A 22,397-nucleotide genomic window follows, 5' to 3' on the forward strand; every position below is an offset into this window, starting at 1 on the left:
CAACATCGATAGGGCACTTCTTTTCGTGCTACAACTGCTAGAGTTGGAAACATCCTTTTCATTTTCGGCCGGAGCCCGTCCACGGCATGAATGAGACCAGCCCTCTCCAGCTATTGCGCGTCCCGACCCCGACACAGTCACGCCTGTCGTTCTGTGATGCCACACCACGGGACCTCAAGCGCTGGATCGCTAACCTGCCCAAGGCCAACATCGGCGAAACCGCCCGCCAGCTGTATCAGGCCCTGGGCGAACTCAACCAGTTGCTCACACCCAGCGAGAACCGCCTGCAGTTGCTCGAGCTGCTGCGACCCGAGGTGTATTACGTCTGCAAGCACTTGGAGCGCCACTTCCTCCAACAGGCCATTGTGCTGGATGAGCGCTCGCGCAAGATCGTCAATCTGTGCCAGGCCCTGCAAACCCAGCTGGCCGTGGGCTACAAACAGATCGTGGCGCGCATCGCGTCGAAGTACACCAAGGACCAGGCCCGCCTGCTGAGCACCGCATTGCAACGGGCAATGCACGCCATCGACGGCACGTTGCTGCGTGTCACCCAGCTGTACAGCCCCATCCCCGAAGGGCTGTGGCTCGATTTGCATCAGCTGTACCGGATCGCCTGCCAACATCGGCTACAGCACCAAAACGTCAGCGATGAATTGGCCAGCCAGGTTCATCAGTTGAATGCCGAGCAAACCTATGTGGTCGCCCTGCTACTGGGCGCCTCACGCAGCAATCAGCTGCGCCAGGGCCAGATCGCACGGCTGGCCGAAGTACTGGAATCCTGGAGCCAGTGGGTCAAGCTGGACCCGGCCACCACCGCCACCAGCCTGTTTGCTGTCGCGCCGGAGCTGGATGTCGGGCCACGCTATCGCTCCAAGTTCAGGGCCGAGCAACAGCCGACCTTGCAAGGGTTTGATCCACAGCCACTGGTGCACGCGATCGCCACCCACCTGGAAAAACCGGCCGATCACACCCTGCCTGTACCGGGCGGCATGAGCGCCGACACTCTGCATCACCTGCAAGCCGCCTGGGGCGAAGCGGCCGAACGCAGCTTCCAGCGCACCGAAGGCAACGGCACACTGACGCTGTGCGTAGGCATGAGTGCACTGCACTACTACCTCGGCGGTGAGCGCTCTTTCAGCGAAATCCTGAAAAACCCCACCACGCGCAAGGCCCGCTTCGAAGCCTCGCCAACCAAGACCAGCGACACCTGGAGCCAGGCCTTCGATGCCGCCCCAGTTGGCGACAGCGACCTGTTGCCCTATGAAGAAATCGAATATCCGGTCAACCCGGCCGATGACGACGGCAGCAGCTCCGACAACCAGCACCACTTCCCCACCTACGACCTGCCGATCATCAACCACAGCCCCGGAGGTTACTGCCTCGGCTGGCCGAAAGAGGTGCCGGACCAACTGCAAGCCGGGGAAATGGTCGGTATTCGGGACACCAGCGATCAAGCCTGGAGCATCGCCGTAGTGCGCTGGATCCGACAAGTGCGCAACGGCGCCATGCAAATGGGCATCGAACTGGTCGCCCCCCATGCCCAGCCTTGCGGGCTACAACTGGTGCGGGAGGAGAATGAGCCCGGTCACTACTTACGCGGGCTGCTGCTTCCCGAGATCAGTGCCATTGACCTGCCCGCCACCATGATCGCCCCGCGCATGCCTTTCCAGGAGGGGCAGCGCGTGCTGATCAACACCAACGGTCAGGAACGCCGGGCCGGCCTGGACCGGCGGGTCACCAGCACCCACAGCTTCAATCAGTTTGCTTATCACCCGGAGGATGCAGGTACTACCGAGGAGGGCAGCGACCAGGAGGGGAATTTCGATTCGTTGTGGAAGTCGCTCTAAGCCAAACACAATCCCCTGTGGCGAGGGAGCTTGCTCCCGCTGGGCCGCGAAGCGGCCCTAAAACCTGACGCCCAGGTGTGTCAGGTTGACCGCACCGGGCCTGCTGCGCAGGCCAGCGGGAGCAAGCTCCCTCGTCACAAGTGCGCTCACTCCAAAATCGGCGTATCGCTCACAACTGCCCATCGCGATCCCTGAAACCCAACAGATACAGCACTCCATCCAACCCCAGGGTTGAAATCGCTTGCCTGGCTGACTGCTTGACCAACGGCTTGGCCCGGAACGCCACGCCCAGGCCGGCTATGGCCAGCATTGGCAAGTCATTGGCGCCGTCGCCCACGGCGATGGTCTGCTCCAGGCGCAGGCCCTCCTTCTCGGCCAGTTCACGCAGCAGGTCGGCCTTGCGCTGGGCATCGACAATCGGCTCGACGGCCACGCCGGTCACCTTGCCGTCCACCACTTCCAGTTCGTTGGCAAACACGTAGTCGATGCCGAGCTTGGCCTGCAACTGCTTGGCGAAGTAGGTGAAGCCGCCAGACAGGATGGCGGTCTTGTAACCCAGCCGCTTGAGTTCGGCGAACAGGGTTTCGGCACCTTCGGTCAGGCGCAGGGACGCACCGATGGAATCCAGCACGCTGACGTCCAGGCCCTTGAGCAGCGCCAGGCGCTCCTTGAAGCTGGCGCGAAAGTCCAGTTCACCGGCCATGGCTCGCTCAGTGATGGCCGAGACCTTGTCGCCGACACCAGCAGCCTTGGCCAGCTCGTCGATGACTTCGGCTTCGATCAGCGTCGAATCCATGTCAAATACCGCCAGACGACGGTTGCGACGGAACAGCGAATCTTCCTGGAACGCGATATCGACGTTCAATTCCTGGGCCACGCTGAGGAATTCGGCGCGCAACGCCTGGGGATCCGCCGGCTCGCCGCGCACGGAAAACTCGATGCAGCCCTTGCCTTTGTCATCCGGGGTATCCAGCGGCATGCGCCCGGACAGCCGGTCGATGTGATCGATGTTCAGGTCATATTTAGCGGTGATCGAACTGACGCGCTGCAATTGCTCGGCGGTGACCTTGCGGGTCAACAGGGTAACGATGTGACGCTTCTTGCCTTGGCCGGCCACCCATTGCTGGTAATCGGCTTCGGACACCGGGGTAAAACGCACCTGCTGGTCAAGCTTGTAGGCCGTGAACAGGATGTCCTTGAGCACCGACTTGCTTTGTTCGGCGTCCGGGATTTCAACCAAGATGCCGAACGACAGCGTGTCATGGATCACCGCCTGACCGATGTCGAGAATGTTCACACCACCCTGGGCCAGAACGCCGGTAATGGCCGCAGTCAGACCCGGACGGTCGCTGCCAGTGATGTTTATCAGGACGATTTCGCGCAAGGCGCACCCCCGCAGGTGGAAAAAAACCGCATTCTACCCATATTCAGTGACCATCGGGCACCGCCAGTGCTTTGCCGGTCATGGGGCTGTCGCTATACTGCGCGTCAATTTCACGGACAAAGAGCCGAGCTCAGTGAACCGGCCCACGCCAGTCAAAACCGACAACTTCTTCCTGCTGATCTTCCGTGCACTGCGCCACCGTCGTGTGCCGATTGCATTGCGCATTGCCAGCCATAACGTGATTCTGGTCGCACTGGCCCTGGTCATCTATGCCTGCGTGATGGGCCTGCAGTTCAAGCAGGCCATGCATGAGCAGGCCGATGCCCTGGGTGAGAGCCTGACCACCCAGACCGCCACGTCCGCCACCGAGCTGTTGGTGTCCAACGACATCCTCAGCCTCAACGTGCTGCTCAACAACCTGACCAAGAACAAGCTGGTGGCCCACGCCGCCATCTACAGCGTGGACAACCGCATCCTCGCCGAGGCCGGCCAGCGTCCCAAACCCGGCTTGCTGGGCGAGTCCGGGGGCATGTACCAAAGCAAGATCACCTTCCAGGACGTGACCGCCGGGCAACTGCGCATCAGCCTGGACATGGACCAGTTCCAACAGCCGATGACCATCAGCCTGCAAAGCATGGGCATCCTCAGCGCGATCCTGCTGGCGCTGGCATTGGCCTTGAGCCTGCGCCTGGGCCGGCACATCTCCACGCCGCTGCTGCAATTGCGCGTCTGGCTGCGTGACATCGACGAACACACCCCGGCCACGCAGCGCCAGGACGAAATCGGCGATCTGGCCCGGCAACTGCACGCCAGCTTCGCGCCAGAGCCTGAGCCCGTGCCAGAGCCTGAAGACATCGACTACGCAGAAGACGATGACGAGCCGGGGTTCGAAGTGCGCAACCTGCGCGATCCGGGCTTCGACGAAAGCCAGCCGATGCCCGCGGCCAAACCTGCGCCTCGCCAGGTGGTTCGCACGGCTGAGGACGATGAAGACGACGACGCCTTTGCCGACCTACGGGACGAGTCGGTCACCGCAGAGCCGCAACCAGCCGCCAGGCCAGTCGCCTCGAACCAGCCACAGCACAGCGCCGTGCTGGCGGTGCAGTTGGGCGCCCAGGAGCAACTGCGTCGCCTGCCGCAAGCGCGCCTGAAGGAGCTGCTCGAGCGCTACCGCGACTGCCTCGACCAGGCCGCATCGCTTTATCAAGGCGAATTGCACACCCTGAACGACGGCAGCACCCTGATGCTGTTCCACACCGAAGACAGCGGCGACGACTACCTGACCAACGCCATTTGCTGCGGTGAATTGCTGCGGGCCCTGGGTCACCAGTTGCAGATCGAAGTCGCCGACAGCGGTATTACCTTGCAACTGCAACTGGGCCTGACCCTGGGCGATGGGCTGTTCGGCCTGAGCCAGATCGACTTGTTGCTGACCGAAACCGCCCAGGACGCCCTGGCGCTGTCGCAACACAGCCGCAACCTGCTGCTGGTGGAACGCAAGATCAACGATAACGCGCTGATCCGCCAGCGCGCCCGCATCCGCCCCATCGCCAGCCCCGAAGGTGCGTGCTGCGTGGAGCGCCTGATGGAGCCTTATCCGTCGATGCTGGAACGGCAACTGGCGCGGATGCATGAGCGCCAGGCCTGAGCCCCAGTAGCTGAAACACAGAAAGCCCGCAGATGAGTGATTGTCTGCGGGTTTTTTGTTGCCTGGGCTGGCCCCATCGCGAGCAAGCTCGCTCCCACAGGGGATCTTGCAAGCCACAGTTCCAGTGTGGGAGCGAGCTTGCTCGCGATGGGGCCAGGACAGGCACCGACGATCCAACCGACAGAAACAACAAAGCCCGCATCAACGCGGGCTTTGTCTTGTTGGCAGTCCAACCGTCAGAACCTGAACACTTCCATGTCCGTACGAATCGGCAAGGCCATGGGGATCTTATCCTTTTCCTTTTCGACCGGCTTGGCCGGGGCAGGAGCAGCCTTGCGTGGCGCTTCGGCCACTGGAGGCTGGTTGGCCAGCGGCTTGAGCGACACCGACAGCTGCTCGGCCAGGCGCTGCAAAAGCACACCTTGAGCCTGGACCTGCGCTGCGGTGGTGCCAGCATGCGGCTCTTGCAGATGCACGATGCGGTTTTCACGCACCTTGCCGCGACGGTCGATCAGCCGCCATTGAGCATCGAGCACCGCCGGTTGCGATTTACCCGAGTCGAGGCGGGTAATCGACAGCAACACCTGGACATCCGGCGTGAAGCCTTGGGTGGCCGGCGCTAATACGACGCGCTGGCTGTCCAGATGCCCAGCAACCTGACGCAGCAACAACTGATCGATATCCGAAGACAGGCTGCCGGCCCAACGACCGTCCGTAGCGGCCTGAAGGCTGCCGTCCGGTTGGCGTTGCAGTAGAGTTTCGCGTTGCAGGTAGTCGGCGATCAACACCGGGCCAAGCAAAACCGCCATGCCGGCGCTTTGCGCAGGCTGGGCCGGGGTGCCGCTGTCGAGTTGATACAGCGACACCGGCTGATTGACGCTGCAGCCCGCCAGGCCAAGCAGGCCAGCGAGCCACAAAATAGGAAGGCGCAGAGCAGTCATCGTCCCGTCCAGGTGGCGGCCACAAGGCTTACCACAGTGAAAAAAAACTTGGTCATTATGAAGAACGCTCGGCCACGCCGGCGCTTGAAAGGGCCTATCATCCGTGAATATGCGCCGCGACTCCAGCGCGAAAGCGTCGGCCTGCGGCTTTTAATCGCAGACCAAGCCCTCTAGGACGGCTGATTCAGGTTTTCGACGAGCAGTGCATCGACCCGTTGAAACCCCCTTGGAAGCTTATTGCCCCGCCGACCGCGTTCACCTTTGTAATGTTCAAGATCGTCTGCTTTCAACGAAAGCGTACGCTTTCCGGCCTGTAGCACAAGCGTGGCGCCTTCCGGCAACACTGCAATATCCGTGACATATTCCTCGCGGCTTGCCACCCGTTCGCCGGAAATACCAATAATCTTGTTGCCCTTGCCCTTACCCAATTGCGGCAAGTCACTGACCTTGAAGACCAGCAACCGGCCTTCGGTCGTCACCGAAGCCAGCCAGTTGCTCTCGCGATCGCTGACCGGCCGCGGCGCAATGACCTTGGCGTTGTTCGGCAGGCTCAACAACGCCTTGCCCGCCTTGTTCTTCGCTTGCAGATCCTCACCCTTGACCACGAACCCGTAACCCGCATCCGATGCAATAACATACAGCCCATCATCATCAGGCATCAGCACGCATTCAAAAGTTGCACCCGGTGGCGGAGTTAATCGACCGGTCAGCGGCTCGCCCTGGCCCCGTGCCGATGGCAGGGTGTGGGCCGGCACCGAATAGCTGCGTCCGGTGGAGTCGACGAACACCGCAAACTGGTTGGAGCGCCCGGCGGCCAACGCCTTGAAGCCGTCACCGGCCTTGTAGGAAAGCCCCGCCGCGTCAATATCATGACCCTTGGCGGAGCGTACCCAGCCTTTTTCCGACAGTACGACGGTGACTTTTTCGTTCGGCAGCAGATCGTGCTCAGTCAGCGCCTTCGCTTCGGCGCGCTCGACGATTGGCGAACGGCGGTCGTCGCCGTAGGTTTCGGCGTCCTTGAGCAATTCAGTGCGCACCAGCTTCTTGAGCTTGGCTTCGCTTCCCAGCAGGGCTTGCAGCTTGGCCTGCTCTTTGAGCAATTCATCCTGCTCGGCCCGCAGCTTCATTTCTTCCAATCGCGCCAGCTGCCGCAAGCGGGTATCGAGGATGTAGTCGGCCTGGATTTCGCTCAGGGCAAAGCGGGCGATCAGGCTGGCCTTGGGGTGTTCCTCGGTCCGGATGATGTGGATCACTTCATCCAGGTTGAGGTAGGCAATCAGCAAACCGTCCAACAGGTGCAGGCGACGCTCGACCTTGTCGAGGCGAAATTGCAGGCGTCGACGCACCGTCTTGACCCGGAATTCCAGCCATTCCACCAACAATGCCCGCAGGTTTTTCAGCTGCGGCTTGCCGTCCAGGCCGATGATGTTGATGTTGACCCGGTAGCTGGACTCCAGGTCGGTGCTGGCGAACAGGTGCTGCATCAACGCGTCATGGTCGACCCGGCTGTTAACCGGAATGATCACGATGCGGCACGGGTTTTCATGATCCGACTCGTCGCGCAAATCGGCAACTTGCGGGGCTTTCGACGGCTTTGCCTGCATCATCGCGGCAATTTGCTCCATCACCTTGGCCCCGGAGACCTGGTGGGGCAAGGCCGTGACGATGATGTCGCCGTCTTCGATGTGGTACACGGCACGCATACGCACCGAACCGCGGCCAGTCTCGTAGATTTTCAGCAGGTCGGCGCGCGGCGTGATGATTTCCGCGTCGGTTGGGTAGTCCGGCCCTTGGATGTGCTCGCAGAGCTGTTCCACCGTGGCTTTCGGTTCGTCCAGCAGACGCACGCACGCCGTGGCCACCTCCCGCAGGTTGTGCGGCGGCACGTCAGTGGCCATGCCGACGGCAATGCCAGTGGTGCCATTGAGCAGGATGTTCGGCAAACGTGCCGGTAAAACCAGAGGTTCATCGAGGGTACCGTCGAAGTTCGGCCCCCAATCCGCTGTGCCCTGGCCCAGTTCGCTGAGCAGCACCTCGGAATAGCGCGACAGGCGCGCCTCGGTGTAACGCATGGCGGCGAAGGACTTGGGATCGTCCGGCGCACCCCAGTTACCTTGCCCGTCCACCAGGGTGTAGCGGTAGCTGAACGGCTGGGCCATCAGCACCATGGCTTCATAGCAGGCCGAGTCACCGTGGGGGTGGAACTTACCGAGCACATCACCGACGGTCCGCGCCGACTTCTTGTGCTTGGAGTCGGCGTCCAACCCCAGCTCACTCATGGCGTAGATGATCCGCCGCTGGACTGGCTTCAAGCCGTCGCCGATGTGCGGCAGGGCGCGGTCCATGATCACGTACATGGAGTAATTGAGGTAGGCACTTTCGGTGAAGTCAGCCAGCGATCGGCGTTCTACGCCGTCTAAGCTGTCTGCAAGAATGTCGCTCATGCGGGCCTCATCAGTTCGTTGTCTGGCGCAGCAGCATGGTGCCGTCGCGCTGGGTAAATTCAAGTTTGTTCAGGGCACTCATGCCCAGCAGCACTTGCGTGCCGCCCAGGCCTGGCGCCACCAGGGCACGCACATCGCGCAATACGATGTCGCCCAACTGCAACCGGTCGATGCGGGTGCGATAGCCCTCGCTCAAACCGTTGGCGGTACTCAATGTCACGCCGAAACCTTTTTCCAACTTGAGGCGCTCGGCCAGCTCAACCGGAATCGCCACGTCGGTGGCACCGGTATCGAGCATGAAATCCACCGGCTGGCCATTGATCTGCCCGCTGGCGACAAAGTGCCCCTGTTTATTGCCGACCAGCTTCACCTCGATAAACCCTTCGCCTCTTTGCGAATACACCTCGGTATTGGGGTTCTGCTGACGCTGCTCCCATTGGGCAAAAAATCGCGTTGCCAGAAACAACGCCGCGCACCAGGCCAATATCATCAGCACCCGGCCGGCGCGCTTGCCCGGCGGCTGCTGACTCATGGCAAGGCGCTCCAGCCACCGGCCGGCGCAGCGAAGCGCCAGATGATCGGGCGGCGTTCGCCATCGGCGCGTGCACCGTCGTTGTTGTCCAGGCCGATCCAGGCGCCCTCGGCGTCCACTATCAGCGCTTCGGCCAGGCCATAGTCCTGTGGATAACGCCGATTGTCTTGCAGCGCCTCGGCGGCGAACGACCAGCAGCGCTCCACTTTGGCTGTCTGCGGATCACGGCGGCACACCTGGAAGGCGTTGCGATCCAGGGTAAACAGCTTGCCATTGAACAATGACAGATCGGCGAAATCCCGGGAGACCGCCCTGGCCTCGGGGAACTGCGCCGGCTGCATCTCCAGTCCCGCTTCGCTCAGCAATACGCAATTGCCATCACAGTCCCACACCGTCTGCTGGCGCTTGATCTGCACCAGACCGCGACGTTCGCGCTCCGCTGCCAGCCATAATTGATCGCCGGCCGGGTTGATCGCCAGGCCTTCGAACAAGGCGTTGAAATGCAGCAACATGCCGCTGCCCCGGGCCTGACGGATCATTGTCGGGGCGATTTTCAGCCAGGACGCATCGCCCGACGGCGACACTTGCAACACCGCAGCATGAGACTCGCTCACCACGTAGCGATTGCCAGCGCTGTCGCAGCTGATGCCTTCGAAATCCAGTTCGCCTCCGCGCAGGAACGATGCCGCCCAGGTTCGGGAACGCAAGCCCCAGGGCAAACCGCTGTCCGGCACCTCAGGCACGTCGATATCCAGCACTTCTGCGGGCCAAACCGCTGCGTCGGAAGGATTGAGGCGGTAGATCCGATCATCGTCGCGATCTGATACCGTCCACATTTCGCCGCCGCACAGGGCCAACCCGGACAGATTGCCGCCGCGCATGCCATCGACGGCGTGTTCGGACAGCAACGTCAGTTCCGGAACCGGTCCGGCGACAACCACCCCCGCCCACAGCAACAACGCCAGGGCGAAACCGTTGCGCATCAGCCCAGCACCTCGGCCAGGTCCCCTTTGGATTCGAGCCAGGACTTGCGATCGCCAGCACGTTTCTTCGCCAGCAACATGTCCATCATTTCCGACGTCGCTTCGAAATCATCCAGGGTCAACTGCACCAGGCGACGGGTGTTCGGGTCCATGGTGGTTTCCCGCAGTTGCGGCGGGTTCATCTCACCCAGGCCCTTGAATCGGGTGACCTGTGGTTTACCGCGTTTCTTCTCGGCCACCAGGCGATCGAGGATGCCGTCGCGCTCGGCCTCGTCCAGGGCGTAGTAGATCTCCTTGCCCAGGTCGATTCGGTACAGCGGCGGCATCGCGACGTAGACGTGACCGGCATCCACCAACGGGCGGAAATGCTGGACGAACAATGCACAGAGCAACGTGGCGATGTGCAGGCCGTCGGAGTCGGCGTCGGCGAGGATGCAGATCTTGCCGTAGCGCAGCTGGCTCATGTCGGCAGCGCCCGGGTCGACCCCAATGGCCACGGCGATGTTATGCACTTCCTGGCTGGCCAGCACTTCGCTGCCGTCCACTTCCCAGGTGTTGAGGATCTTGCCCCGCAGCGGCAGGATCGCTTGGAACTCTTTATCCCGCGCTTGCTTGGCAGAACCACCGGCGGAGTCACCTTCCACCAGGAACAGCTCGGAACGCATCGGGTCCTGCCCGGCGCAATCGGCAAGCTTGCCCGGCAACGCCGGCCCCTGGGTGATGCGCTTGCGCTCGACCTTCTTGCTGGCCTTGAGGCGGCGGCCGGCGTTGTTGATCGCCAGCTCCGCCAGGGCCAGGCCGGTTTCCGGGTTGGCGTTGAGCCACAGGCTGAACGCGTCCTTGACCACACCGGAGACAAACGCCGCCGCCTCACGGGACGACAGGCGCTCCTTGGTCTGGCCGGAAAACTGCGGCTCCTGCATCTTCATCGACAGCACGAAGGCAATGCGTTCCCAGACGTCTTCCGGCGCCAGCTTCACACCACGGGGCAGCAGGTTGCGGAATTCACAGAATTCGCGCATCGCATCGAGCAGCCCCTGGCGCAAGCCGTTGACGTGGGTACCGCCCTGGGCCGTAGGGATCAGGTTGACGTAGCTTTCCTGGACGCTTTCGCCACCTTCGGGCAGCCACAACAAGGCCCAGTCCACCGCTTCCTTGTTACCGGCCAGGCTGCCGCAAAACGGCTCGTTGGGCAGGCGTTCGAAACCGTTGACCGCATCCACCAGATAAGAACGCAGGCCGTCTTCGTAATGCCACTCGACTTTCTCGCCGGTGGCCTTGTCTTCGAAACTGACCAGCAGCCCCGGGCACAACACCGCCTTGGCCTTGAGCACATGCTTGAGGCGGCTGACGGAGAACTTCGGCGAATCGAAGTACTTCGGGTCCGGCGCAAAGTACACGCTGGTCCCGGTGTTGCGCTTGCCGACGGTACCGATCACTTCCAGCTCGGTAGCCTTGTAGCCGTCGGCGAAGGTCATCTGGTATTCGTTACCGTCACGCTTGACCCGCACCCGGACCTGGGTCGACAAGGCGTTGACCACGGAAATACCCACCCCGTGCAAACCGCCGGAAAACTGGTAGTTCTTGTTGGAAAACTTGCCGCCCGCGTGGAGCTTGGTGAGGATCAGCTCGACGCCCGACACGCCTTCTTCAGGGTGAATGTCCACTGGCATGCCGCGGCCGTCGTCGCTGACCTCCAGCGAATGATCGGCGTGCAGGATGACCTGCACCGAACGGGCGTGCCCGGCCAAGGCTTCGTCGACACTGTTGTCGATGACTTCCTGGGCAAGGTGGTTCGGCCGACTGGTGTCGGTGTACATGCCGGGGCGTTTGCGCACCGGGTCGAGGCCCGAGAGGACTTCGATGGCGTCTGCGTTATAAGAGCTAGCGCTGGGAGTGGCCATGGGGTCTCGTCGTCAGTGTTCAATGAAAAAGGGGCGATGGCTCACAGCGACGTGAAGTCGATCGCCTGGTACAAATCGGCGCCAATGCCGGCAAAACTCAACAGCGCCGGCAACTGCTGGGCGAACCCCTGGAAACTGTGGTCGCCGCCGGCCTGGATACGCAAGGCACAGGCGCGGTAATACTGCTGGGCGTGGCGATAATCCAGCGTTTCGTCCCCGGTTTGCAACCACACCTGAAACCGCTGCGGATCCCGGGGCGCTGGTATGTCCAGTTCCGCCAGGGCCGTGACGTGGTCGTGGGTCAACTCCCAGGTTTCGTCGGTGTACAAATTTTTCTGCGTGCCCAGGTAACCGTCGAACATCCGATGCGGGCTGACGGCAGGGTTGATCAGCAGGGCCTTGAGACCGTGGCGCTCGGCCAAGTGAGTCGCATAGTAGCCGCCGAGCGAGCTGCCGACCAGCAGCGGCCGCCCCAGTTGTGTAATCGCCTGTTCCAACTGACCGATGGCCTCGCGGGGGTGGTGATGCACAGCTGGCACTTGCAGCCGGTCACTCAGGCCCAGGCGGGCCATCACGTCGATTAATTGGCTGGCCTTGGTCGACGCCGGGGCGCTGTTGAAGCCGTGAATATAAAGGATAGAACCCGACATTGCCGACTCCCTGGGTGTTGGGCAAAAGCCGGAGTTTACAGGGAGTTTGCGGGGGATTGGGGTGTTTTAACACCTTCCTCACCTCGCCCATTGGCCTTTGCGGCGAGGGAGCTTGCTGCCGCTGGGCTGCGAAGCAGCCCCCTCTTTTCGTCAGGCCGACCCCATGCCCAGGATTTACGGCGGCTTGCGCCACCGAGCGGGAGCAAGCTCCCTCGCCACGGGGTTTGTGGGCGACTTACAGCTCGATTGTCGCTCAACCCCACCCATAAAAAAACCCGCATCACTGCGGGTTTTCTCACCAACGCTGAAGCCTTAGTTGACCTTGGCGTTCAACTCACCCTTCAGATACCGCTGATACATCGCTTCCAACGAAATCGGCTTGATCTTCGAAGCATTGCCAGCCGTCCCAAACGCCTCATAACGCGCAATACACACATCACGCATGGCTGTCACGGTAGCGCCGAAGAACTTACGCGGATCAAATTCGCTCGGATTGGTCGCCATCAAACGACGCATCGCACCCGTAGAGGCCAAACGCAGGTCGGTGTCGATGTTGACCTTGCGCACGCCGTACTTGATGCCTTCGACGATTTCTTCAACCGGCACGCCGTAGGTTTCTTTGATGTCGCCGCCGTACTGGTTGATGATCGCCAGCCATTCCTGCGGTACCGAGGAAGAACCGTGCATCACCAGGTGGGTGTTGGGGATGCGCTTGTGGATCTCCTTGATGCGGTCGATGGCCAGCACGTCGCCGGTAGGCGGCTTGGTGAACTTGTAGGCGCCGTGGCTGGTGCCGATGGCAATGGCCAGGGCGTCGACCTGGGTTTTCTTGACGAAATCGGCGGCTTCTTCCGGGTCGGTCAGCATCTGGCTGTGATCCAGCACGCCTTCAGCGCCGATGCCGTCTTCTTCACCGGCCATGCCGGTTTCCAGCGAGCCCAGGCAACCCAGTTCGCCTTCCACGGAAACGCCGCAGGCGTGGGCCATGGCGACGGTCTGCTGGGTAACGCGCACGTTGTATTCGTAGTCGGTCGGGGTCTTGCCGTCTTCGCCCAGGGAGCCGTCCATCATGACCGAGCTGAAGCCCAGTTGAATGGAGCGCTGGCAGACGTCAGGGCTGGTGCCGTGGTCCTGGTGCATGCACACCGGGATATGCGGGAATTCTTCGATCGCCGCCAGGATCAGGTGACGCAGGAACGGCGCACCGGCGTATTTGCGGGCACCGGCCGAAGCCTGGACGATCACCGGAGAGTCAGTCTTGTCAGCGGCTTCCATGATGGCGCGCATCTGCTCAAGGTTGTTGACGTTAAAGGCTGGAACGCCGTAGCCGAACTCGGCTGCGTGGTCCAGCATCTGACGCATGCTGATAAGTGCCATTAGTGTTTCTCTCCCGGTCGAGGGTCGTTAATCGTGCCAGCCTGCCGGAGCGGCGGCGGCTATTCAAGTCATTGCGGATCGGGGGTCGGCCCCGGCCTGCGTGTTCGGTGTCGCTAAACCCAAATATGTACGATCCCTGTGGGAGCGAGCTTGCTCGCGATGACGGCGGCACATTCAACAATATTGTTGCCTGATACACCGCTATCGCGAGCAAGCTCGCTCCCACACTGGATCTGCTCTCACATTTGGATCTGTGTGGATCAATTCAATCGTATTACTGCGCCTTACAACCACGGCCAATCAGGTCATTAGTGGCGACCCAATACACCAAGCCTTCCTCACCCTTGACGTGAAACGCCAGCATGTCATCGCTATACAGCGAACCCGACGCGCCTGGCTCTTGCTTCAGGTGATAAACCCGGTCGGCACCGCCGAGACGTACGTCGACTTCCTGGTGGGCGGTATCGGTGTAGCGCCAGAGCACTTTGGCCTCGCTGTCACAGGTCCAGGTCGTCCAGCTGTCCGCAGGCTCGGATGAGAGCGACAAGCCCAACTGCGCGCAACCGGCCAACATTGCCAACGCCACAACGGCGATCAAGCCTTTCATCCGCGTTCCTCGACTGACAGCACACGCCATCAGCCTTGAGTTAAGAGTCAGACCCGTCAAGGACAACCATGTTCCTTGGCGGGGGTTTGCGTCTCGTATTTATCCAGGCCATCGGGCCCGGAACGCTTGTTCAGCACCGGGTTGGTCTCGGCCTGCCAGTCGGCCTGGTAACAGCCCTTTTCAGGTGTCGGCGTCCCGGCCTCCGGGGCTGACGGGGCCTTCGGGCTGCTCGAACACGCCACCAGCATTGTCGCGACCATCAGTAACGTGAACGTCTTGACCATTACAACACTCCTTTGCCTGGCCAACGAAACCTCAGGCCTTGGCCCGGCTTTCCAGGACTTCCACGGCCGGCAGGACCTTGCCTTCGACGAACTCGAGGAACGCGCCACCACCGGTAGAAATGTAGGAGATCTGATCGGCCACGCCATATTTGTCGATGGCCGCCAGCGTGTCGCCGCCACCAGCGATAGAGAACGCGGAGCTTTCGGCGATGGCCTGGGCCAGCACCTTGGTGCCGTTGCCGAACTGGTCGAACTCGAACACACCGACCGGGCCGTTCCACAGGATAGTCCGGGAAGATTTCAACAGTTCGGCGAAATGGGCGGCAGTTTGCGGGCCGATGTCGAGAATCATGTCGTCCTCGGCCACGTCAGCGATCAGCTTGACGGTGGCGGTGGCACTTTCGGCGAACTCCTTGGCCACCACCACGTCCACCGGCAACGGCACGCTGACCTTGGCGGCGATTTCCCGGGCGGTGTCCAGCAGGTCTGGTTCGTACAGGGATTTGCCGACCGGATGACCGGCCGCGGCCAGGAACGTGTTGGCGATGCCGCCGCCGACGATCAACTGGTTGCACACCTGGCTCAGGCTGTTGAGCACGTCGAGCTTGGTGGAAACCTTGGAGCCGGCCACGATGGCGGCCATCGGCTGCGCTGGGGAGCCCAGGGCCTTGCCCAGTGCGTCCAGTTCGGCTGCCAGCAACGGGCCGGCGGCGGCCACTTTGGCGAACTTCGCCACGCCGTGGGTCGAACCCTCGGCGCGATGGGCGGTGCCAAAGGCGTCCATGACGAACACGTCGCACAGGGCCGCGTATTGCTGGGCCAGTTCGTCAGCGTTCTTTTTCTCGCCCTTGTTGAAGCGCACGTTTTCGAACAGCACGACATCGCCGGCCTTCACGTCCACGCCGCCCAGGTAGTCAGCCACCAGGGGCACGTCACGACCCAAGGCTTTGCTCAGGTAATCGGCTACCGGCTTGAGGCTGTTTTCGGCCGAGAATTCGCCTTCGGTCGGACGGCCCAGGTGCGAGCAGACCATCACGGCCGCGCCTTTTTCCAGGGCCAGCTTGATGGTCGGCAGCGAAGCCAGGATGCGCGCGTCGCTGGTGACAACACCGTCCTTGACGGGAACGTTGAGGTCTTCGCGGATCAGTACGCGCTTACCTTGCAGATCGAGGTCGGACATCTTCAACACGGTCATGGGTCGCAATTCCTGGATAACTGTTTAGAGAGCAGATTTGTTGGAAGCAGAAAGCGAAGTTGCTGTTTGCAGATAATGTTCAGCAACGTCCAGCATTCGGTTGGCAAAACCCCATTCGTTGTCGAACCAGGCCAGGATGTTCACGAGCCGTGGCCCTGAAACACGGGTCTGGCTGGCATCGACGATGGCCGAATGGGGGTCATGATTAAAATCACAACTGGCGTGAGGTAACTCGGTGTAGGCCAGCAGGCCTTTGAGCGGGCCGCTGGTGGCGGCCTCGCGCAGAATCCGGTTGACCTCGGTGGCGTCGGTATCGCTCACGGTCTGCATCGTAATATCGAGGCAGGACACGTTGACGGTCGGCACCCGCACGGCTTTGGCCTGAATTCGCCCCGCAAGTTCCGGCAGCAGCCGTTCAATGCCACGCGCCAGACCAGTGGACACCGGAATCACCGACTGGAACGCCGAACGGGTGCGGCGCAAGTCTTCATGGTGATAGGCGTCGATCACGGGCTGATCGTTCATCGCCGAGTGGATGGTGGTAATCGACACGTATTCCAGGCCGATGGCCTGATCCAGCAGGCGCAACAGCGGCACGCCGCAATTGGTGGTGCAGGACGCGTTGGACACCAGCAGCTCGTCACCGGTCAGGCAATCCTGGTTCACGCCGTAGACAATGGTCGCGTCCACATCCGCTTCGCTGGCCATAGGTTGGGAGAACAGCACCCGTGGCGCACCGGCGGCGAGGAAACGCTGGCCGTCTTCGCGGGTGTGGTAGGCACCGGAGCATTCGAGCACCAGATCGACGTCCAGGGACGCCCAATCGATGCCTTCGGGGGTGGCACTGCGCAGGACTTTCACGCAGTCGCCATTAATATGCAGACAATCGCCCTCGACCCGCACTTCGCCGGGAAACCGGCCGTGGGTGGAGTCAAAGCGTGTCAGGTATTCGATGCTGGCCATGTCAGCCAGATCGTTGATGGCCACAATCTCGAACCCGGCCTTGGCCCCTCGCTCGAACAACGCACGCAAGACGCAACGACCAATCCGGCCGTAGCCGTTGAGTGCAACTTTGTAGGGACGCGGTTGAGGCATGGGATTCTCTGACCTGGTTGAATCCATTGAGGCAGTGTCGTCTGAGCCACCGCTATCGCGAGCAAGCTCGCTCCCACAGGGTCGGTGAAAATCCTTGTGGGAGCGAGCTTGCTCGCGATGGCGTCAGAACAGACAACCTGTTTGCGGATCAGTCTTCCAGCAGCTCTTCAGCCTGACCCAGGATGTTCTCCAGAGTGAAGCCGAATTCCTCGAACAGCGCCGGCGCGGGCGCCGATTCGCCATAGGTGGTCATGCCGATCACGCGGCCTTCCAAGCCCACGTACTTGTACCAGTAATCGGCGTGAGCAGCTTCGATGGCGATCCGGGCACTGACTTGCAACGGCAACACCGCCTGCTTGTAGCCGGCATCCTGGGCGTCGAACACGCTGGTGCACGGCATGGACACCACACGCACGTTGCGGCCTTGCTCGGTCAGCTTGTCGTAGGCCTGCACGGCCAGGCCGACTTCAGAACCGGTGGCGATCAGGATCAGCTCAGGCTCGCCGATGCAGTCCTTGAGCACGTAGCCGCCGCGGGTGATGTCGTCGATCTGGCCGGCGTCACGGGTTTGGTGCTGCAGGTTCTGGCGGGAGAAGATCAGCGCCGAAGGGCCGTCTTTACGCTCGAGGGCGTATTTCCAGGCCACTGCCGACTCCACGGCATCGCAGGGGCGCCAGGTGTCCAGGTTCGGGGTGCAACGCAGGCTCGCCAGTTGCTCGATCGGCTGGTGAGTCGGGCCGTCTTCGCCCAGGCCGATGGAGTCGTGGGTGAACACGTAGAGCACGCGCTTTTTCATCAAGGCCGACATGCGCACGGCGTTGCGGGCATATTCCATGAACATCAGGAAGGTCGCGCCGTAAGGCACCAGGCCACCGTGCAGCGTCACGCCGTTCATGATCGCGCTCATGCCGAACTCGCGAACACCGTAGTACATGTAGTTGCCGCTGGCATCTTCGGCGCTGACGCCTTTGCAGCCTTTCCACAGGGTCAGGTTGGAACCGGCCAGGTCGGCCGAGCCGCCCAGCAGCTCCGGCAGCAATGGACCGAAGGCGTTCAGGGTGTTCTGACTGGCCTTGCGGCTGGCGATGGTTTCGCCCTTCGCGGCGACTTCAGCGATGTAAGCCGAAGCTTTTTCGGCGAAATCGGCAGGCAGCTCGCCGCTAAGGCGACGCACCAGTTCATTGGCCAGCTCAGGGAATTCAGCGGAATAAGCCGCGAAACGTTGGTCCCACTCGGCTTCGAGCGCACGACCTTTTTCCTTGGCATCCCACTCGGCATAGATGTCGGCCGGGATTTCGAACGGGCCGTGGTTCCACTTCAACGCGGCGCGGGTCAGGGCGATTTCCTCGGCACCCAGTGGCGCGCCGTGGCAGTCTTCCTTGCCTTGCTTGTTCGGCGAGCCGAAACCGATGGTGGTCTTGCAGCAGATCAGGGTCGGCTGGGCGCTCTTGCGAGCGGTCTCGATGGCGGTCTTGATCTCTTCCGGGTCGTGGCCGTCGACATTGCGAATCACCAGCCAGTTGTAGGCTTCGAAGCGCTTGGGGGTATCGTCGGTGAACCAGCCTTCGACTTCACCGTCGATGGAGATGCCGTTGTCGTCGTAGAAGGCGATCAGCTTGTCCAGGCCCAAAGTGCCGGCCAGGGAGGCGACTTCGTGGGAAATGCCTTCCATCATGCAGCCATCACCCAGGAACACGTAGGTGTGGTGATCGACCACATTATGGCCTGGTCGGTTGAACTGCGCGGCCAGGACTTTTTCCGCCAGGGCAAAGCCCACGGCGTTGGCCAGGCCTTGGCCCAATGGACCCGTGGTGGTTTCCACGCCTGGGGTGTAGCCGTATTCCGGGTGGCCCGGGGTGCGACTGTGCAGTTGGCGGAAATTCTTCAGGTCATCGATCGACAGGTCGTAACCAGTCAGGTGCAACAGCGAATAGATCAACATCGAGCCGTGGCCGTTGGACAGCACGAAGCGGTCACGGTCGGCGAACGATGGGTTGCTCGGGCTGTGCTTGAGGTAGTCGCGCCAAAGCACCTCGGCGATATCCGCCATACCCATAGGGGCACCCGGATGGCCGCTGTTGGCTTTCTGCACGGCATCCATGCTGAGGGCACGAATGGCATTGGCACGCTCACGACGGCTGGGCATCGCTGATCTCCTGCGGGAATTGAATCGAGAATGAATAAAACGAAACTGAAAAAAGGCGAGCATTTTCCCTCACCCACCCGCCTCGGGGCAATGACAGATAGTCATCCAAAGGCGTTTTTCCGGTGGATAAACTCCCTTTATCCAGGTGAAACCTTTCCGCTGATGAGTTGTAGAGTCAAGCAGCTTCTGGGAAGTGCCATTTATCGAGCAATATCAAAACTTTTTGATATTGACCTTGCGATGAGCCAGACCCCTCTCTAGACTGCCGCCCCATGAACTTACGCGTGCCCTCCATTCGCCATGACGATTGCGATGAGCTGGCGGCCCTTTGCAAGGCCGGCGGCGATCCGTTGCGGCTCAATGTATTGCGCGCCCTGGCCAACGATTCGTTCGGCGTGCTGGAGCTTGCGCAGATCTTTGGCATCGGCCAGTCAGGCATGAGCCACCACCTCAAGGTCCTGGCCCAGGCCGACCTGGTGGCGACCCGCCGCGAAGGCAACGCAATTTTCTACCGCCGCGCCCTGCCCCACACCGATCTTTTAGGTGGCAAGCTGCACGCCGCGTTGTTGGAGGAAGTGGACGAGCTGAATCTGCCCACAGATGTGCAGGCACGCATCGCCCAGGTGCATGGGCAACGGGCCGCCGCCAGCCAGGACTTTTTCGCACGGGTGGCCGAAAAGTTTCGTGCCCAGCAAGACCTGATCGCAGGATTGCCGCAATACCGTGAGAGCGTCGTGGCGCTGCTCGATAAATTGAGCTTCGAGCCCAGCGCCACCGCCATCGAAGTCGGCCCCGGCGACGGCGCGTTTTTGCCTGAACTGGCGCGGCGCTTCAGCCAGGTGATCGCGCTGGACAACAGCCCGGCCATGCTCGAACTGGCGCGCCAGGTGTGCGAGCGGGAAACCTTGGCTAATGTCAGCCTGCAACTGGCCGATGCCTTGGATGGCGTGAGCCTGCAGGCCGATTGCGTAGTATTGAACATGGTGCTTCACCATTTCGCCGCGCCAGCCGATGCACTCCGGCACATGGCCGGCCTGCTGCAACCAGGCGGTAGCCTGTTGGTGACAGAGTTATGCAGCCACAACCAGAGTTGGGCCAGGGAGGCCTGCGGTGATCTCTGGTTGGGGTTTGAACAGGACGATTTGGCCCGTTGGGCCACCGCTGCGGGTCTCGTGCCCGGGGAAAGCCTCTATGTAGGCTTACGTAATGGTTTCCAGATCCAGGTCCGCCACTTTCAGCGACCGGCTGGCGACACTCACCATCGGTAACTTGTAGGAAAACATCGAGATGAGCGAATACTCCCTTTTCACCTCCGAGTCCGTGTCTGAAGGGCATCCGGACAAAATCGCCGACCAGATTTCTGATGCGGTGCTGGACGCCATCATTGCTGAAGACAAGTTCGCCCGCGTGGCGTGCGAGACTCTGGTGAAAACGGGCGTGGCGATCATCGCCGGCGAAGTCACCACCTCGGCCTGGGTCGATCTGGAACAGATCGTTCGTGACGTCATCCTGGGCATCGGCTACAACAGCTCCGACGTCGGTTTCGACGGCGCGACCTGCGGTGTGATGAACATCATCGGCAAGCAGTCCCCCGACATCAACCAAGGCGTTGACCGCGCCAAGCCTGAAGACCAGGGCGCCGGCGACCAGGGCCTGATGTTCGGCTACGCCAGCAATGAAACCGACGTGCTGATGCCAGCACCGATCACTTTCTCGCACCAGCTGGTCCAGCGTCAGGCTGAAGCGCGTAAATCCGGCCTGCTGCCTTGGCTGCGCCCGGACGCCAAGTCCCAGGTCACTTGCCGTTACGAAGGCGGCAAGGTGGTCGGTATCGACGCCGTCGTGCTGTCGACCCAGCACAACCCGGAAGTCTCCTACAAAGACCTGCGCGAAGGCGTAATGGAACTGATCGTCAAGCACGTGCTGCCTGCCGAGCTGCTGTCCAAGGACACTCAGTTCCACATCAACCCGACTGGCCAGTTCATCATCGGTGGCCCAGTGGGCGACTGCGGCCTGACCGGTCGCAAGATCATCGTCGACAGCTACGGCGGCATGGCCCGTCACGGCGGTGGCGCGTTCTCCGGCAAGGATCCATCGAAGGTTGACCGTTCGGCGGCCTATGCCGGTCGTTATGTCGCCAAGAACATCGTCGCCGCCGGCCTGGCTGAGCGTTGCGAGATCCAGGTGTCCTACGCCATCGGCGTCGCCCAGCCTACGTCGATCTCGCTGAACACCTTCGGCACCGGCAAGATCAGCGATGACAAGATCGTCAAGCTGGTTCGTGATGTGTTCGACCTGCGTCCATACGCCATCACCACCATGCTCGACCTGCTGCACCCGATGTACCAGGAAACCGCAGCCTACGGTCACTTCGGCCGCACGCCGCAAACCAAGACGGTCGGTGACGATACCTTCACCACCTTCACCTGGGAAAAAACCGACCGCGCCGACGCCCTGCGCGCCGCTGCCGGCCTGTAAGACCTGCTGGTACGAAAAAGCCCCTGGCGACTGGGTCGCCGGGGGCTTTTTTTTGTGCCAAAAGATAACCCCGTGGCGAGGGAGCTTGCTCCCGCTGGGGTGCGAAGCGCCCCCCCCTGCAACCTCAGGTGTATTGGGTTGCCTGGGGGGGTGGTTGGGGTCGCTATGCAACCCAGCGGGAGCAAGCTCCCTCGCCACAGGGGACCTTCAGTGAATCTAGGTCCGTCGCGCCACCAGCAAAAACGACGCGGCACTGGCCAGCAGTCCCGCGCACATGCGATTGAACAGACGCTTGCCGCTGGGCCGGGCAAACAGCCGCCGCGCATAAATGCCCATGTAGCAATACAACCCGATGGCGACGCACTCCAGCGCCAGGAACAAACCACCCAGCACGGCAAACTGCTGGGTAACGGTGCCGGCCCGGTCGACGAACTGCGGCAGGAACGCGGTAAACAACAGAATCGCCTTCGGATTGCCGATCGCCACCAGGAACTCCTGGCGCGCCAGGCTGGCCATGCTCATCGAAGTGCCCCCCGCTTCGCTTCCGACCTCAGGCTGTGCCCGCCACAACTGCACGGCGAGGTAGAACAGATAACCGGCACCGACTAGCTTGATCCCCAGGAACAGCAATTCCGAAGTGTGCAGCACAGCGGTAAGCCCCACCGCCGCCAAGGCGATCATGAGTGCAAATGCCACCAGCCGCCCGATGCCGCCGCTGCACGCCCGGGCGAAGCCATAACGCGAGGCGTTGCTGATGGACAGCAGGTTATTCGGCCCCGGCGCCATGTTCAGCGCGAAGCAGGCTGGAATGAAAACAGCGAGGGTCGTCAGGTCCATCGTGGGCGCTCCAGGCAGAGGCGGATCGAAGGCCCATTCTGCGCC

General features: G+C 61.7%; 19 protein-coding genes. 5 read left to right on the top strand and 14 right to left on the bottom strand.

Translation table 11 applies throughout. The annotated features are described in order from the left end of the window. Positions 1–86: 86 nt before the first annotated feature. Positions 87–1,847, top strand: coding sequence for a cyclic-di-GMP receptor FimW-related protein (locus QNH97_RS26670; RefSeq protein ID WP_283554611.1), 1,761 nt, complete (start codon positions 87–89; stop codon positions 1,845–1,847). Between the two features lie 169 nt (positions 1,848–2,016). Here QNH97_RS26670 and serB read toward each other — a convergent pair whose 3' ends face one another. Beyond that, positions 2,017–3,231, bottom strand: a complete 1,215-nt coding sequence (serB, locus tag QNH97_RS26675; protein ID WP_123345118.1) for a phosphoserine phosphatase SerB — start codon at positions 3,229–3,231, stop codon at positions 2,017–2,019. A 133-nt stretch (positions 3,232–3,364) separates the two neighbouring features. Here serB and QNH97_RS26680 point away from each other — a divergent pair, with 133 nt between their 5' ends. Continuing rightward, positions 3,365–4,879, top strand: a complete 1,515-nt coding sequence (locus QNH97_RS26680) for an AhpA/YtjB family protein (RefSeq protein WP_283554612.1) — start codon at positions 3,365–3,367, stop codon at positions 4,877–4,879. Positions 4,880–5,115: 236 nt separating this feature from the next. Here the strand turns inward: QNH97_RS26680 and QNH97_RS26685 are convergent, their stop codons facing one another. From QNH97_RS26685 to tkt, 12 genes are all read right to left on the bottom strand, one after another. Beyond that, complete coding sequence (locus tag QNH97_RS26685; RefSeq protein ID WP_283554613.1) at positions 5,116–5,820, bottom strand: PqiC family protein; 705 nt, start codon at positions 5,818–5,820, stop codon at positions 5,116–5,118. A 170-nt stretch (positions 5,821–5,990) separates the two neighbouring features. Next, complete coding sequence (gene parC, locus QNH97_RS26690) at positions 5,991–8,264, bottom strand: DNA topoisomerase IV subunit A (protein ID WP_283554614.1); 2,274 nt, start codon at positions 8,262–8,264, stop codon at positions 5,991–5,993. A 10-nt stretch (positions 8,265–8,274) separates the two neighbouring features. Further along, positions 8,275–8,796, bottom strand: coding sequence for a retropepsin-like aspartic protease family protein (locus tag QNH97_RS26695; RefSeq protein ID WP_283554615.1), 522 nt, complete (start codon positions 8,794–8,796; stop codon positions 8,275–8,277). Then, complete coding sequence (locus QNH97_RS26700) at positions 8,793–9,779, bottom strand: esterase-like activity of phytase family protein (protein WP_283554616.1); 987 nt, start codon at positions 9,777–9,779, stop codon at positions 8,793–8,795. The genes QNH97_RS26695 and QNH97_RS26700 overlap by 4 nt, the downstream gene beginning before the upstream one ends. Next, positions 9,779–11,683 carry a DNA topoisomerase IV subunit B gene (gene parE, locus QNH97_RS26705; protein WP_283554617.1) on the bottom strand — a complete coding sequence of 635 codons (1,905 nt, stop codon included), beginning with the start codon at positions 11,681–11,683 and terminating at the stop codon, positions 9,779–9,781. Before parE ends, QNH97_RS26700 begins: the two co-directional genes overlap by 1 nt. Before the next feature lie 41 nt (positions 11,684–11,724). Further along, positions 11,725–12,333, bottom strand: a complete 609-nt coding sequence (locus tag QNH97_RS26710; RefSeq protein WP_283554618.1) for a YqiA/YcfP family alpha/beta fold hydrolase — start codon at positions 12,331–12,333, stop codon at positions 11,725–11,727. Between the two features lie 312 nt (positions 12,334–12,645). Further along, positions 12,646–13,710, bottom strand: coding sequence for a class II fructose-bisphosphate aldolase (gene fba / locus QNH97_RS26715; RefSeq protein ID WP_003177554.1), 1,065 nt, complete (start codon positions 13,708–13,710; stop codon positions 12,646–12,648). Positions 13,711–13,984: 274 nt separating this feature from the next. After that, entirely contained in the window at positions 13,985–14,317 is a 333-nt protein-coding gene (locus QNH97_RS26720) for an MliC family protein (RefSeq protein ID WP_283554619.1), read from the bottom strand. Between the two features lie 56 nt (positions 14,318–14,373). Then, complete coding sequence (locus QNH97_RS26725) at positions 14,374–14,601, bottom strand: hypothetical protein (RefSeq protein ID WP_283554620.1); 228 nt, start codon at positions 14,599–14,601, stop codon at positions 14,374–14,376. A gap of 31 nt (positions 14,602–14,632) precedes the next feature. After that, the gene (locus tag QNH97_RS26730; protein WP_283554621.1) at positions 14,633–15,796 is read right to left on the bottom strand and encodes a phosphoglycerate kinase; all 1,164 of its coding nucleotides are present in this window, start codon (positions 15,794–15,796) and stop codon (positions 14,633–14,635) included. Positions 15,797–15,820: 24 nt separating this feature from the next. Continuing rightward, complete coding sequence (gene epd / locus QNH97_RS26735; RefSeq protein ID WP_283554622.1) at positions 15,821–16,891, bottom strand: erythrose-4-phosphate dehydrogenase; 1,071 nt, start codon at positions 16,889–16,891, stop codon at positions 15,821–15,823. A 148-nt stretch (positions 16,892–17,039) separates the two neighbouring features. Next, entirely contained in the window at positions 17,040–19,037 is a 1,998-nt protein-coding gene (tkt, locus tag QNH97_RS26740; RefSeq protein WP_283554623.1) for a transketolase, read from the bottom strand. Between the two features lie 30 nt (positions 19,038–19,067). On the opposite strand from tkt, the gene QNH97_RS26745 reads away from it, so the two are divergent. The 3 genes from QNH97_RS26745 to metK are packed head-to-tail and all read left to right on the top strand — an operon-like array spanning position 19,068 to position 21,515. Continuing rightward, positions 19,068–19,298 (top strand): hypothetical protein, encoded by a 231-nt coding sequence (locus QNH97_RS26745; protein WP_283554624.1) that lies wholly within the window; start codon positions 19,068–19,070, stop codon positions 19,296–19,298. A gap of 11 nt (positions 19,299–19,309) precedes the next feature. After that, entirely contained in the window at positions 19,310–20,305 is a 996-nt protein-coding gene (locus QNH97_RS26750; RefSeq protein WP_283554625.1) for an ArsR/SmtB family transcription factor, read from the top strand. Positions 20,306–20,324: 19 nt separating this feature from the next. Next, complete coding sequence (gene metK, locus QNH97_RS26755) at positions 20,325–21,515, top strand: methionine adenosyltransferase (RefSeq protein WP_123343703.1); 1,191 nt, start codon at positions 20,325–20,327, stop codon at positions 21,513–21,515. 216 nt (positions 21,516–21,731) lie between these two features. On the opposite strand, the gene QNH97_RS26760 is transcribed toward metK, so the two are convergent. Further along, the gene (locus QNH97_RS26760; protein ID WP_283554626.1) at positions 21,732–22,352 is read right to left on the bottom strand and encodes a LysE family translocator; all 621 of its coding nucleotides are present in this window, start codon (positions 22,350–22,352) and stop codon (positions 21,732–21,734) included. Between the last annotated feature and the right edge of the window lie 45 nt (positions 22,353–22,397).

It is taken from the genome of Pseudomonas sp. G2-4 (assembly GCF_030064125.1).
Lineage (GTDB): Bacteria > Pseudomonadota > Gammaproteobacteria > Pseudomonadales > Pseudomonadaceae > Aquipseudomonas.

What these genes read in the sequence shown, in the direction of transcription:
- QNH97_RS26725 (WP_283554620.1), bottom strand. Translation starts at nt 14,601, where the DNA reads ATGGTCAAGACGTTCACGTTACTGATGGTCGCGACAATGCTGGTGGCG.
- fba (WP_003177554.1), bottom strand. Translation starts at nt 13,710, where the DNA reads ATGGCACTTATCAGCATGCGTCAGATGCTGGACCACGCAGCCGAGTTC.
- QNH97_RS26700 (WP_283554616.1), bottom strand. Translation starts at nt 9,779, where the DNA reads ATGCGCAACGGTTTCGCCCTGGCGTTGTTGCTGTGGGCGGGGGTGGTT.
- QNH97_RS26730 (WP_283554621.1), bottom strand. Translation starts at nt 15,796, where the DNA reads ATGACCGTGTTGAAGATGTCCGACCTCGATCTGCAAGGTAAGCGCGTA.
- QNH97_RS26695 (WP_283554615.1), bottom strand. Translation starts at nt 8,796, where the DNA reads ATGAGTCAGCAGCCGCCGGGCAAGCGCGCCGGCCGGGTGCTGATGATA.
- QNH97_RS26670 (WP_283554611.1), top strand. Translation starts at nt 87, where the DNA reads ATGAATGAGACCAGCCCTCTCCAGCTATTGCGCGTCCCGACCCCGACA.
- QNH97_RS26685 (WP_283554613.1), bottom strand. Translation starts at nt 5,820, where the DNA reads ATGACTGCTCTGCGCCTTCCTATTTTGTGGCTCGCTGGCCTGCTTGGC.
- parC (WP_283554614.1), bottom strand. Translation starts at nt 8,264, where the DNA reads ATGAGCGACATTCTTGCAGACAGCTTAGACGGCGTAGAACGCCGATCG.
- metK (WP_123343703.1), top strand. Translation starts at nt 20,325, where the DNA reads ATGAGCGAATACTCCCTTTTCACCTCCGAGTCCGTGTCTGAAGGGCAT.
- QNH97_RS26710 (WP_283554618.1), bottom strand. Translation starts at nt 12,333, where the DNA reads ATGTCGGGTTCTATCCTTTATATTCACGGCTTCAACAGCGCCCCGGCG.
- epd (WP_283554622.1), bottom strand. Translation starts at nt 16,891, where the DNA reads ATGCCTCAACCGCGTCCCTACAAAGTTGCACTCAACGGCTACGGCCGG.
- parE (WP_283554617.1), bottom strand. Translation starts at nt 11,683, where the DNA reads ATGGCCACTCCCAGCGCTAGCTCTTATAACGCAGACGCCATCGAAGTC.
- QNH97_RS26720 (WP_283554619.1), bottom strand. Translation starts at nt 14,317, where the DNA reads ATGAAAGGCTTGATCGCCGTTGTGGCGTTGGCAATGTTGGCCGGTTGC.
- QNH97_RS26750 (WP_283554625.1), top strand. Translation starts at nt 19,310, where the DNA reads ATGAACTTACGCGTGCCCTCCATTCGCCATGACGATTGCGATGAGCTG.
- QNH97_RS26745 (WP_283554624.1), top strand. Translation starts at nt 19,068, where the DNA reads ATGAATAAAACGAAACTGAAAAAAGGCGAGCATTTTCCCTCACCCACC.
- tkt (WP_283554623.1), bottom strand. Translation starts at nt 19,037, where the DNA reads ATGCCCAGCCGTCGTGAGCGTGCCAATGCCATTCGTGCCCTCAGCATG.
- QNH97_RS26760 (WP_283554626.1), bottom strand. Translation starts at nt 22,352, where the DNA reads ATGGACCTGACGACCCTCGCTGTTTTCATTCCAGCCTGCTTCGCGCTG.